Below are 13055 nucleotides of genomic sequence, written 5' to 3'. Positions count from 1 at the left end.
AAAAGGATAGAAAACATGAAAACCTATTGTCTGGAAGTATCGGGTGATTTCGCCTGCTTCACTCGGCCGGAAATGAAAGTCGAACGTGTCAGCTATGACGTGATGACTCCTTCTGCCGCACGCGCTGTGTTTGAAGCCATTCTGTGGAAACCTGCCATTCAGTGGCATATCACCAAAATAGAAGTGCTAAATCCGATTAAATGGATCAATCTGCGGCGCAATGAAGTCGGGGCGGTTATATCAACGCGCAATGTACAGACTGCTATGAACAGTGGTAGCGGCGACCTTGGCCTGCACATTGAGAATGAACGCCAGCAACGTGCTGGGTTATTCCTGCGCGATGTTGCTTATCGTATTCATGCACACTTCGAAATGCGCGATGCCTCACGGCACAAGCATCACTATCCGCATCTGGTGAAACATTCCATCAATGATGCGGAAGAACGGCAAGCGGCTGACACAGTCAATACCGCGGCAAAATTTCTCGCCATGTTCGAACGTCGCGCTGCCAAAGGACAATGCGTAAACCAGCCTTATCTGGGTTGTCGCGAATTTTCTGCCAGCTTCAGGCTGATCGAGGATATTTCCGCCGAGCCCTCGCCAATTACCGAAACCCGTGATCTGGGCTGGATGCTGTACGACCTGGATTATTCCAACTCCGCCAGCCCCGATCCGCGCTTCTTCCGGGCTGAAATGAAAAATGGTGTGCTGGATTTGAACAACGTGGAGGTGCGAGGATGATTTTGCAAGCGCTATGTAAATACTACGAACGCAAGCCGGACTTACCTCGCCCTGGTTTTGAAATCAAACCCATTCCGTTCATCATCGAGATCAATGCTGATGGTAGATTCGTACAGATCGAAGACACGAGAACCATGACAGGCAAGAAAAAAATTGCCCGCAACTTTCTGGTACCCCAAGGGGTAAAGAAAACTTCCGGAATTGCAGCTAATCCATTGTGGGATACCACTGAATATGTGTTGGGCGTAACCAGTACAGGAAAACCGGAACGGGTACAGGAACAGCACGCAGCATTCCTGGCAAAACTGGAAGGATTAGCCAACGAGATTAATGATGTCGGATTGAATGCTATTTGCACATTCCTGCACTCTCCTGAAAAAGAGCGATTGGAGAATAACCCGCTCTGGTCAGAAATTCGTGACACCAACCCCATTCTTACCTTCCGGCTAAGTGGTGATAAGGAGCTGGTTTGCCAGCGCCCGGCAGTCTACACCCTGTTTGAAAATACAAGTACAGAAGCAGAAAAAATCATCTGTCTGATTACCGGCAAACCTGACCACTTCGAGCGCCTGCATACCGCCATCAAAGGTGTCTGGGGCGCCCAGACCAGCGGTGCGAATATAGTTTCCTTCAATAAGGAGGCATTCAACTCTTTTGCCAAAGAACAGGGTGCCAATGCACCCGTTGGCAAACATGCTGCTTTTGCCTACACCACTGCACTCAACCATTTATTAAGCAGAGAAAGTACCCAGCGCATTCAGGTGGGTGACGCTTCTACCGTGTTCTGGTCCGAGCAATCTTCTCCACTGGAGGATTCATTTGCCAGTATTTTTGATGAGCCGCCCAAGGATGATCCAGCAAGACAAACGCGCGCCATTGAAGCCTTATTCAAGTCACCAGAGACCGGCACATTTTCCAATGAGGGGGGTGATACTCCTTTTTATGTGCTGGGGCTGGCTCCCAATGCAGCGCGCATCAGTGTGCGTTTCTGGCTGACAGGCACGGCTGCCGGAATGTCGCAGCGGATACGTCGGCATTTCGAGGATCTGAAGATTGTTCACGCCAGCTTCGAGAAACCTTATCTCTCGCTTTTCCGTCTACTGGTTTCCACAGCCGCACAAGGCAAATCGGAAAACATTCCGCCCAATCTGGCCGGTGATTTCATGCGAGCCATTCTGGAAGGGTTACCTTATCCACAAACCCTGCTGGCTGCCGCTGTGCGCCGCATTCGTGCAGAACGGGAAATCACCTGCCCTCGTGCCTCACTCATCAAAGCCTGTTTGAACCGGCAGGCACATCGTTCATCCTCTCAAGAAAAGGAGATCACAGTGTCACTCGATAATTCCAATACCAATCCCGGTTACCGTACCGGCCGTCTGTTTGCCGCGCTGGAAAAGATACAGGAAGAATCCAGCCCGGGGCTAAACGCCACGATTCGGGATCGCTTCTATGGCGCAGCCTCCAGTACGCCGGTTACCGTATTTGCCAACCTGATGAAGCTGAAAAATCATCATCTTGCCAAGCTGGAAGAAGGACGCAAACGCTTTTTTGAAAAACTTATCGGCGAAATTATGGCCAGTATCAGCGACTTCCCGGCACATCTGAATCTGGCCGATCAAGGGCGTTTTGCTATCGGGTATTACCATCAACGACAAGCCTTCTTCACTAAATCCGAACCTGCTAATAAAGGAGAATAATCACCATGACACTGAAAAACCGCTATGACTTTGTATTGCTATTCGATGTAAAAGACGGCAACCCGAATGGCGATCCAGATGCAGGCAATCTGCCGCGTGTCGATGCGGAAACCGGGCTGGGATTGATGACGGATGTCGCCCTGAAACGCAAAGTGCGTAACTTTGTCAGTATGACCAGGGATCAGTCAGAAGTAACAGAATCCTTGAATGGAGACAAAAAACGCTTCGAGATTTACGTTAAAGAGAAAGCCATTCTCAATAACCAGAACAAGCGCGCCTATGTCGGCATCGGCAAACCCGAGCTGCTGGAAGGAGAGGATAAAAAGCGTAAAGGAGGCAATGCCGTTGAAGAAGCTCGTCAGTGGATGTGTAAAAATTTCTATGATGTACGCACGTTTGGGGCTGTCATGTCTACTGGCATCAACTGTGGCCAAGTACGCGGCCCGGTACAACTCACCTTTGCCCGCTCTATCAATCCTATCGTGGCGTTGGAGCATTCCATTACCCGCATGGCTGTCGCTACTGAAGCGGAAGCTGAAAAACAGTCTGGCGACAACCGTACCATGGGCCGCAAATTCACCGTACCGTACGGTCTCTACGTTGCCCACGGTTTTATCTCTGCCCATCTTGCCAACCAAACCGATTTTGGTGAAGACGACCTCGAATTGCTGTGGCAGGCACTCGAAAGCATGTTCGAGCATGATCGCTCTGCTGCACGAGGTGAAATGGCAACCCGGGGGCTGTATGTGTTCAAACATAACAGCGAACTGGGTAACGCTCCGGCTCACAGTTTATTCGCACGCATTCAGCCCAAACTGAAAAATGAAAATTCCATCGTACGTGACTTTAGTGATTACACCGTTATGGTAGATGAGGCGGACTTGCCGCAGGGTGTGACATTACAGCGTATTGTTGGCTGATAGCAGCATGAGTGGTGAATCCGACGACCCCATCATGCTTTCCGCCCTCCAACACTGGAGCTACTGCCCGCGCCAGTGCGCATTGATCCATCTGGAGCAGGCCTTTGATCAAAACGTTCACACCATGCGAGGTAACGCCGTCCATGAGCATGTGGACGACCCTGGTTTCGAAACCTTTGAAGGCGTACGCAGCGAACGTTCTTTACCGGTATGGTCCGATCGGCTGGGGCTGATCGGCAAGTGCGATATCGTTGAATTTTACCCCGACGGGCAGATTCATCCGGTGGAATACAAACATGGGAAAAAACGGGCCAAACTGCATGATGATCTGCAACTCGCCGCTCAAGCAATATGTCTGGAGGAAATGACCAGCAAACCCGTCACGCACGGTTCAATTTATCACCATTCCTCACGGCGCCGGCGGGAAGTCATCATCACCTCTGCTTTGCGAGCGCAGGTGGAAAAAACAGTTGCTGCCATTCGTGCATTGCTGGCGACCGACACTTTACCACCTCCTGCAAATGACGCACGTTGCAGGGAATGTTCGCTGAAAGACATTTGTCAGCCAGAAGTATTGGCGCAGAAGTCGAATTACCGAACAGCACAGGCAGCGTTATTTACTGTCAATGATTAACTGATCAAAACAGACTATGCGCCAGATTCTCAATACCCTTTATATCCTGACTCCCAACGCTTATGCACATCTGGAAAACGATACCCTGCGCATCGATGTGGAACGAGAAAAGAAATTACAGGTACCGTTACATCATCTGGGCTCAGTCGTATGCTTTGGTAACGTGCTGCTTTCCCCGGCCCTGATGCATCGTTGTGCTGATAATGGCATCAGCCTCGTACTGGTGGATGCTAATGGCCGCTTCAAGGCTCGCCTGGAAGGTTCGGTCAGCGGCAATGTTTTACTACGCCAGGCTCAGCATCGCAAAGCGAACGATAAAAATTTTGCGTTGGCAACTACACAGGCAATCATTGCCGGCAAATTGCGCAATGCACGGCAGGTACTGCTACGCGGTGCACGCGAAAGTAACGACGAGGCTGACCAGAGAATATTGAGCGGTGCCTCGGAATCTCTGGCCTTCTCAATCCGAAGCTTGCCACAATCAAGAAATCTTGATCATGTACGCGGGATTGAGGGAGATGCGGCTAAAACTTATTTTTCTGCTCTGCCCCATCTGGTCCGCAAAGATATACGTAAATTCTTTACAATGGACGGACGAACACGCCGCCCGCCACGTGATCGTTTCAATGCCATGCTTTCATTTATTTATTCCATGGTCATGAATGATTGCCGCTCGGCACTGGAAAGTGTCGGACTGGATCCGCAAATAGGTTTTTTGCATGCAATACGCCCAGGAAGAGCTGCACTAGCACTGGATCTGATGGAGGAATTCCGTGCATTCCTGGCCGACCGGCTGGTACTGACGCTGATCAACCGCGGGCAGATCACCGCACAGGATTTGCAGGTGCGGGAAGGCGGGGCAGTCCATCTGGAGGACAAAGCCAGGAAAGCTGTAGTCGTTGCTTATCAGGAACGCAAGCAGGAAGAAGTTACCCATCCGTTACTGGGAAGCAAAGTGCCTATCGGCCTGCTGCCGCAACTTCAGGCAAGATTCATGGCCCGTGTTATACGCGGCGAAATGGATGGTTATCTCCCTTTCCTGACCAGATAGTGATGCTGATTATTGTTACCTACGACGTTTCAACAGAAACCAAAGCTGGCCGCAAACGATTGCGACGAATCGCAAAAGTTTGCGAAAGCATCGGGCAGCGTGTGCAAAAATCCGTATTTGAATGCCGTATTGATTTGATGCAATATGAAGAACTGGAACGCCGCCTGCTGGCAGAAATAGACGAGCAGGAAGATAATCTGCGACTGTATCGGTTAACCGAACCAATTAAACTCCACGTAAAAGAATATGGAAATTTCAAGGCAGTTGATTTTGAAGGGCCACTCACCATCTGATACGCGCGAACCTGTAGCATCGGCCAAATACCGATCGGTTCGCGCCACATCTAACTACATGATACAGAATAGAAAAATAATTTACCCCTCCTTTTATCTGTTACATGCAGTCAAGGAAAATCTCATGTTCGCGCAAACTGCTCGAATTTTGATGATGTATCAAGAAGTTGTAACTGTACTGTAGCGCCCGGTCACCCGACTGGGCGAGGATTGAAACATCCGGTGTTGCATCCTTGGAAAGGTTGTATACCGTAGCGCCCGGTCACCCGACTGGGCGAGGATTGAAACTCTGGTAATTGCAGAATTAATAAAGCTGTAGAAAGTAGCGCCCGGTCACCCGACTGGGCGAGGATTGAAACGCCTCCATACTGATTGATGAGTGTGAAGGCATGAGTAGCGCCCGGTCACCCGACTGGGCGAGGATTGAAACCAGTTCTTGATATGCCTCCACAGAACCATGCAAAGTAGCGCCCGGTCACCCGACTGGGCGAGGATTGAAACGGATGCGAGATTCAAGCAAGTCAATGATGCGCTCAGGTAGCGCCCGGTCACCCGACTGGGCGAGGATTGAAACTTCAATGGGTCATCTGTTGCCTTAACCGGAGACAAGTAGCGCCCGGTCACCCGACTGGGCGAGGATTGAAACGTACCAGACATTAAGCCTTACAAATCGACCATCACGTAGCGCCCGGTCACCCGACTGGGCGAGGATTGAAACAACCCAACCAACACTGTTGGCGGCATAAATCGAGGTAGCGCCCGGTCACCCGACTGGGCGAGGATTGAAACACCAATCCAGACCAGGATTCATCTGTCGCTAACTGGTAGCGCCCGGTCACCCGACTGGGCGAGGATTGAAACCTCGTATTTTGCTGCGTATTTTTGCGCCTGCGCTGGTAGCGCCCGGTCACCCGACTGGGCGAGGATTGAAACCAGAAGGCCCAAGTAGACCGGTTGATCCCGCCCACGTAGCGCCCGGTCACCCGACTGGGCGAGGATTGAAACAGAAAGATCCGATCTGCTATCAAGCTTTACTAGCTGTAGCGCCCGGTCACCCGACTGGGCGAGGATTGAAACAGGCGGGGGACGAATATAAAATGCCATCCGATAAAGTAGCGCCCGGTCACCCGACTGGGCGAGGATTGAAACAGACAAATTAGGCGATGCCATAATCTTACCCTTTGTAGCGCCCGGTCACCCGACTGGGCGAGGATTGAAACTGGTCATCCTGCTTTGCAAGAATTTGGCATGCAGGTAGCGCCCGGTCACCCGACTGGGCGAGGATTGAAACTAATCCATGACGTGCCATTATACGCCATAGGCTCGTAGCGCCCGGTCACCCGACTGGGCGAGGATTGAAACGCCTCACTGTCCTTCAGTAGCGTGGAACGTATAGTAGCGCCCGGTCACCCGACTGGGCGAGGATTGAAACAAGCTGCTCGCGACGATAGGCTGTCTGCCAGAGAGGTAGCGCCCGGTCACCCGACTGGGCGAGGATTGAAACTTTAACTACCCCAGGGTCATCAATATCTCTTATCAAGTAGCGCCCGGTCACCCGACTGGGCGAGGATTGAAACTCCAGAAGAGTTGGCAGAAGAAGCATCCACCTACCGTAGCGCCCGGTCACCCGACTGGGCGAGGATTGAAACGCCGATTTCCGCAAAATACTGAGTTGTACTGCCGTGTAGCGCCCGGTCACCCGACTGGGCGAGGATTGAAACTCAAGCTGCTGGGTGCGTATGTACTCTTCCAGCTGTAGCGCCCGGTCACCCGACTGGGCGAGGATTGAAACAAAAATGCTCCTGTTTTTTGCTCAGGAGACCCATGTAGCGCCCGGTCACCCGACTGGGCGAGGATTGAAACCATTAGATTATCTTATAAGGGAGTATTTATAATGGTAGCGCCCGGTCACCCGACTGGGCGAGGATTGAAACTGTCCGTGTGATAATCTCACCTTGCACGGTCTCACGTAGCGCCCGGTCACCCGACTGGGCGAGGATTGAAACTGCACCATCACCCACAGTATCTACCGCTTGATGATGGTAGCGCCCGGTCACCCGACTGGGCGAGGATTGAAACTTTCTGCGTGCGGGCGCCAAAAAATGTAATCGGTGTAGCGCCCGGTCACCCGACTGGGCGAGGATTGAAACACTTATCTGGGAGGCGGTGTTGATGTTAGTCCACGTAGCGCCCGGTCACCCGACTGGGCGAGGATTGAAACTATATGGGGGAACGCCCCCAGATTATCAACATCCGGGTAGCGCCCGGTCACCCGACTGGGCGAGGATTGAAACTTCTACAGAACCAGCTGACAATGCGGCGGCTATATGTAGCGCCCGGTCACCCGACTGGGCGAGGATTGAAACGAAAGACCGGCATCAGGGTACATAAGAGATGTAGTGGTAGCGCCCGGTCACCCTGTCACCGGCAATGTAAAAATGCCCCTTAACGGCAATTAAAAATTGCCCCCCCTGAATTAAGCTGGTCATTTTTTCTATGAGGTGGCTGCTATTATTGTTAATACAGGAGATGGCAATGACCATTAGGGTATTAAAGAAGCAGGGAAAGAGGATTAAAGAAAACTGTATATCATGCGGGCACCTCGAATAACCCGAGGGTTTCAGTCAATCCTGCCGCGAAATGATGAGCGCGACCGAATTCGGTTTGATTTCCATGACAAATCGCCGCTTTCCTGGCGATGTCGCGCCGCTTTTACCCCGAATCTCCCTGGGCATTAGCGATTCGGTCCATTTTGAGTGTCAAGAGGCCTTGATCCCTGTCTCTCCAAAGTAGACCAGTCGCCTCAGGTTGTAGCAGGCCGCCATCACCGAGCTAAGAGTCTGTTCAAAGTCTTTTGAGTAGAACGGCCAGGAAGGCCAGGTGAATAAACTGCAAGCTGGTGTTGAGTAAGCGCTCACAGTTCTTCCACAGCCGTCGATTCTTCTCCAACCAGGCAAAGCTGCGTTCCACTACCCAACGCTTGGGGATAACAGCGAAGGTATGCAACTCACTGCGCCTGGCGATCTGAACCGCGACAGTCTCGCTCAGCACATTGCGTACACCTTGAGCAAACGGCTCCTCCACATAACCGCTGTCCGCCAACACCCGGCCCAGGCCTGAACGACAACGCCGGAAAGCCTGCAACGCACCTTTGCGATCGGTCACTTCCGCTGTTGTCACCGCAATGGCATGCGGCAAACCCTGGGTATCGACCGCGATATGACGCTTGATGCCCGATACCTTCTTGCCTGCGTCATAGCCCTTCTGGCTCGCCGTGTCCGTGTTCTTCACGCTCTGCGCGTCCACGATCAAGAATGACGTGCAGGCGTTGCGCCCCTGTCTGGTACGAACCTCGCCAACCTGATTTTTTTAATGCCTGCTCCAGCAGGCTGCCTCCTTCGCGCGGCTCACTCCAGATGGCCCAGTATGAGTGGACAGTGCGCCACTTGGGAAAGTCATTAGGCAGGGCTCGCCACTGGCAGCCGCTCTTGAGCAAATACAGCACCGCACAAAAAACATCGTACAGATCTATTCGTCGAGGGCTGGTCTTCCTGCGCGCGCTCTCCAGCAAAGGCTTGATAAGCTCGAATTGTTCACGACTGATGTCGCTCGGGTAACTTCTTCTCATCTTCCGAGTTTCTCATACTCCCAAAGACTTTGAACAGGTTCTAAGTGTTTAGTCCCACGGTGTGCTGGAATGGGTCAAAGATAAAACGATCTGGCTCATTTTTCCAGATTTTGCAGATGTATTCATAGGGTGTTAGGCCTTTGAGAGCTTTTAGTCTTTTGGCGAAGTTATAAGCCATCACAAAGCGATGGAGATGGGCCTTCAGCTGATCGTGTGAGTCGTAATAATACCGTTTTACAGTCGCATCCTTGATGGTTCGATTCATGCGTTCAACCTGACCATTGGTCCAGGGATGGTTGGGTTTGGTGAGACGGTGCTCGATGCCGTTGATCTGACAACACCTATCGAACATATGCGTTACATACTGAGCCGTTGGCCCATTCCGATAACGCGCCGGGAACGTAAACTGGATACCGTTATCAGTCAGGATTGTATGGATCTTGTAGGGAACAGTCTCGATCACGGCCTTCAAGAAGGCGGTTGCCGTGTTGCGGTTGGCTTTGTTCTGGAGTTGAACAAAAACGAACTTTGATGTCCGGTCAATGGCTACAAAAAGATAGAGTTTACCTTCCTTCGTACGAACTTCGGCAATATCAATATGGAAGTAGCCAATTGGATAGGCATTAAACTTTTTCTTTGGCTTGTCACCATCAACCTCCGGCAACCGACTGATGCCATGCCGTTGAAAGCAGCGATGCAGGCTTGAGCGGGTTAAATGCGGAATGCTTGGTTGCAAGGCATATAGACAATCATCCAGCGGTAGAAGCGTATGTTTGCGAAACGCCACAACAGCGGCTTCTTCTTCCAGACTTAAAACAGTCGAGTGCGACTCTTTGGGGCCCATCGGTGCATCGTGGGTGAATTCCCGCTTCCGCCACTTCGCTACCGTTTTTGGATTAATCCCATGCCGCTTGGCCAGAACATTCAGACTCTCTTGACTATTTTGTATCGCTCGACGTACCGCCGCTGTCGTGCGGGCGCTTCCGTGTAATATCTGTCCCATAAATCATCCCTCCGTAGCTGGTTATATGTTACACCAGCACACCGTGGGACTAAACATCTAAGGGGCAGACACAAGCGGCGCATACAATGCGAAGCATGCGTCGGTTGGAGCTTTCCAGTGGCGAAGCCACGACCTTGAGCGACTTGTTATACACTTTTTACCACCAACATTTCTGTAGCATTTCTCTGAAAGCTGTAAGGCACCGCAACGGTTTCTGCACTATAACCCGCCGATGTAACCGCTTCGATAACTGGGGCTAGGTATGGCGATGGCCTGCCGTCTAGTGTAACCAAAGGATAGATCCTGACCTCTTTTGTCACCCTGCACAGCTCTAGAACACCTGCAATATGCTGCTCTTCAGTTATATGTTCACTATACAAAAATAGAAAATGGGAGCACAGTGCTAACGTGAACTGATTTTCCTTGAACGTAAGCAATGGAAGGCTTGCTTCAACGTACCTGCCTTCTTTTTTACCTGATTCATAGTCTTTTAAAAAGTCTTTCATGGCGGCAAGCCTGGCGCTTACTACAGCCTCGACATTTTGGAATGTAGACCAGATGTAATTTGATGCGTTTTCTTTAAGCTGCTGTGCGATGTTGTGGCTTACTTCGTTGACCCTTGACTCTATTTGATTTGCACTGAAGCAATATATTGGGTCTACGGATATAACCTTGGCACCTGCCGCTGTTGCTTCTGCGTTAAAACTTGCTGGCCCGTCACCACAGCCAAGAATATTTACCTGAAGGTCAGCTTGCGACAGGGAAAATATTTCTTTGTATTCTTTGAAGCATCTTCCCCACGGTACAACCATACTCAGCTGCATGGTATTTCCTTGGTGTATAACATCGTCATCGCAAAGTTGGCTCGCGCCTGGCTTTGCAATGCCACACGGGCGTCATTTTTCAGAGAAACACCTGCTACTGCTGGCATGTCTTTGAGTGTCGGATAAATCATCCTACTTTTTAAGCTGTCAATACTCAGATAGGCGGCGGATAACCGGTTCGGTTCGTGCAAAACGCGGTTCAGCGCATCCAACTGCATAAAAGCCGGTGCACCCAATAGCATACAGCAACCCCGGTAAAATAACTCAATCCGTTAGAAGTGACTATACAACCTGGCGCGAGGTCAGCAGTAGCCCAGTTAAAAACCGCTTTGTGCGTAAAACCAGAGCTTTGATAGGCTTATTTGGGTCACTATGCGCCTTATCATAGAAAAATCGGGCTTGGCTGAACCATCTTTCTAATCAGGAAAAATTATGCCACACTCATTCTTCTCCAAATTAGTGGATTCTATCTTTCACCAGAGTTATTTTTCATGCTAAAGTAGTAATCAATTACTTACTTTAAAGGTGTAGGCAGTGAATGAGCGTCCTCAATACTTGTCCGCTGAAGAGCGACGAGCAGCCACAGTGCAAGCAGTGGTCGATTTGGCTGCCGAGCAGAACCCGGCCGAGATTACAACCACAGCCATTGCTGACCGGATGGGTTTGACGCAGGGCGCGTTGTTTCGTCATTTCCCCACCAAGGACGCCATCCTGGAAGCAACGGTGTCCTGGGTTGGCAAACGCTTGCTGACCAGTGTGGACAAGGCGGCAGCTGACGCTGTATCCCCTGCAGCAGCGCTCGAAGCCATGTTTATGACACATATCGACTTTGTCGCCAAACACCCTGGTGTGCCACGTATGCTGTTTGGAGAATTACAGCGCTCTGGTGAAACGCTCACCAAGCATATGGCGCAGACCTTGATCCGTCAGTACCGACAGCGGCTGCGTCACCTGGTGGAAGCTGGCAAAGCTCAGGGTGAGCTAGACGCAGAGCTGAACGTGGATGCCGCTACTACGTTGTTCATAGGCACTATCCAGGGATTGGTCATGCAGGCACTGTTGGCCGGCAAGGTCAATCAGATTCGATGCGATGCGCCAGCCGTGTTTGCCATCTATCGCCGTGGTATTGGAGCGACAAAATGAAAACTCTCTGTGTTAGTACATCCAGTCTACCAACATCGAACCAGAGCACCATAAAACTCCGGCTTCAGCACATGAAAAGCGTGCAATGAGTAAAATCATTTCCTCTCGCGCCACAAAGCTGACCATCGTCATCGTGGTGGTTATTATTCTAGGTCTCGGTGGTACATTCCTGTGGATGCAGCATGTTGATCAAGATGAGAATCTGCTCTATCTGTATGGCAATGTCGATATTCGGGAAGTACAACTGGCTTTCCGCCAACCCGGGCGAGTTGAGCAAGTTTTGTTTGATGAGGGAGATTTTGTCGCCGCCGGCACACGGGTGGCGACACTGGATGCTCAACCGTATCAGGAAGCATTTGCGGCAGCAGAAGCCTCCGTGCAGGTGGCGCAGGCAGAGCTGGCTAAGATGCATAGCGGCTTACGCCCACAAGAAGTCACCCAGGCACGAGAAGCGCTCAAACAGACGCAGGCAGCGGCGCACCGGGCCGAACGTGACTATCTGCGCCTGAGTAAATTGTTATCCTCAAAGGCAAGCAGTCAGCAAGATGTTGACAGTGCGCGCGCTACGCGGGATCAGGCTGTTGCTGGAGTCAAAGCAGCCACGGCGGCCTTATCTCAGGCAGAAGAAGGGTTTCGAAAGGAAGACATTGCCGCAGCCGAGGCCCGGCTGGCAACTGCGATGGCCGCGCGGGATCAGGCTGCTACTGCACTGGCAGATACCGAACTTTTTGCACCAAGTGATGGTACTGTCATTGCTCGGGTCCGTGAACCAGGCAGCATGGTTATCAGCCAGAGCACGGTCTACAATCTGAGCCTTGATTATCCAGTCTATGTGCGCGCCTATATTAATGAAACAGTATTAGGCCGCATTGCTCCCGGCACTCCCGTTCGGGTACGTAGCGATTCCTCGGAAAAAATCTATCATGGCCAGATCGGTTTTATTTCACCTCGCGCTGAATTTACCCCCAAGACAGTGGAAACCGTTGAGCTGCGTACCGATCTGGTTTATCGCTTACGGATTGTAGTGAATGATGCCGATACCGCACTACGGCAGGGTATGCCTGTAACGGTTGAAGTCGATGTCCAGCCAGCCACCAGTTTATCTGCCGAGGGCTCCTGAT

At 51.3% G+C, this 13055-nt stretch carries 12 protein-coding genes and 1 CRISPR repeat array; of the genes, 8 read left to right on the top strand and 4 right to left on the bottom strand.

Annotated features, from left to right (window positions below; translation table 11 throughout):
* Window positions 1–15: 15 nt before the first annotated feature.
* From cas5c to cas2, 6 genes are read left to right on the top strand one after another with little or no spacing between them, the layout of a single operon-like run.
* Window positions 16–741, top strand: a complete 726-nt coding sequence (gene cas5c / locus ACZ5EJ_RS04600) for a type I-C CRISPR-associated protein Cas5c (RefSeq protein ID WP_464557577.1) — start codon at window positions 16–18, stop codon at window positions 739–741.
* On the top strand, window positions 738–2438 hold the full coding sequence (gene cas8c / locus ACZ5EJ_RS04595) for a type I-C CRISPR-associated protein Cas8c/Csd1 (protein ID WP_464557576.1): 1701 nt from the start codon (window positions 738–740) through the stop codon (window positions 2436–2438). Before cas5c ends, cas8c begins: the two co-directional genes overlap by 4 nt.
* Window positions 2439–2443: 5 nt before the next feature.
* Entirely contained in the window at window positions 2444–3358 is a 915-nt protein-coding gene (gene cas7c, locus ACZ5EJ_RS04590; RefSeq protein WP_074685268.1) for a type I-C CRISPR-associated protein Cas7/Csd2, read from the top strand.
* A 7-nt stretch (window positions 3359–3365) separates the two neighbouring features.
* Window positions 3366–3992, top strand: coding sequence for a CRISPR-associated protein Cas4 (gene cas4, locus ACZ5EJ_RS04585; protein ID WP_011634096.1), 627 nt, complete (start codon window positions 3366–3368; stop codon window positions 3990–3992).
* Window positions 3993–4008: 16 nt separating this feature from the next.
* Window positions 4009–5043, top strand: coding sequence for a type I-C CRISPR-associated endonuclease Cas1c (gene cas1c / locus ACZ5EJ_RS04580; protein WP_074685266.1), 1035 nt, complete (start codon window positions 4009–4011; stop codon window positions 5041–5043).
* Between the two features lie 2 nt (window positions 5044–5045).
* A complete protein-coding gene (cas2, locus tag ACZ5EJ_RS04575; RefSeq protein ID WP_011634094.1) occupies window positions 5046–5336 on the top strand; it encodes a CRISPR-associated endonuclease Cas2 in 291 nt (96 codons plus the stop codon).
* A gap of 180 nt (window positions 5337–5516) precedes the next feature.
* Window positions 5517–7702: direct repeats of the CRISPR family, unit length 37 nt; unit sequence GTAGCGCCCGGTCACCCGACTGGGCGAGGATTGAAAC.
* 478 nt (window positions 7703–8180) lie between these two features.
* Here the strand turns inward: cas2 and ACZ5EJ_RS04570 are convergent.
* The 4 genes from ACZ5EJ_RS04570 to ACZ5EJ_RS04555 form a co-directional block, all read right to left on the bottom strand.
* Window positions 8181–8964 (bottom strand): IS5 family transposase gene (locus ACZ5EJ_RS04570; protein WP_464557574.1). Its coding sequence is split into 2 segments (ribosomal slippage): window positions 8181–8706 and window positions 8705–8964, totalling 786 coding nucleotides; the frame shifts between segments, so codons are not numbered across the junction.
* A gap of 40 nt (window positions 8965–9004) precedes the next feature.
* Window positions 9005–9967 carry an IS481 family transposase gene (locus ACZ5EJ_RS04565; RefSeq protein ID WP_049753080.1) on the bottom strand — a complete coding sequence of 321 codons (963 nt, stop codon included), beginning with the start codon at window positions 9965–9967 and terminating at the stop codon, window positions 9005–9007.
* Between the two features lie 146 nt (window positions 9968–10113).
* Complete coding sequence (locus ACZ5EJ_RS04560; RefSeq protein WP_074685489.1) at window positions 10114–10791, bottom strand: SAM-dependent methyltransferase; 678 nt, start codon at window positions 10789–10791, stop codon at window positions 10114–10116.
* Window positions 10782–11033: a hypothetical protein gene (locus ACZ5EJ_RS04555; protein ID WP_074685487.1), complete on the bottom strand. Its 252-nt coding sequence runs from the start codon at window positions 11031–11033 to the stop codon at window positions 10782–10784. Before ACZ5EJ_RS04555 ends, ACZ5EJ_RS04560 begins: the two co-directional genes overlap by 10 nt.
* 292 nt (window positions 11034–11325) lie before the next feature.
* Here ACZ5EJ_RS04555 and ACZ5EJ_RS04550 point away from each other — a divergent pair, with 292 nt between their 5' ends.
* On the top strand, window positions 11326–11934 hold the full coding sequence (locus ACZ5EJ_RS04550) for a TetR/AcrR family transcriptional regulator (RefSeq protein ID WP_074685485.1): 609 nt from the start codon (window positions 11326–11328) through the stop codon (window positions 11932–11934).
* A gap of 85 nt (window positions 11935–12019) precedes the next feature.
* Window positions 12020–13054 (top strand): secretion protein HlyD, encoded by a 1035-nt coding sequence (gene hlyD, locus ACZ5EJ_RS04545; RefSeq protein WP_074685483.1) that lies wholly within the window; start codon window positions 12020–12022, stop codon window positions 13052–13054.
* The last annotated feature ends 1 nt before the right edge of the window (window position 13055 follow it).

Source organism: Nitrosomonas sp. TNE100 (genome assembly GCF_055387135.1).
The sequence above is the reverse complement of the archived record's forward strand: the minus strand, read 5'-3'. Positions and strand labels throughout refer to the sequence as shown.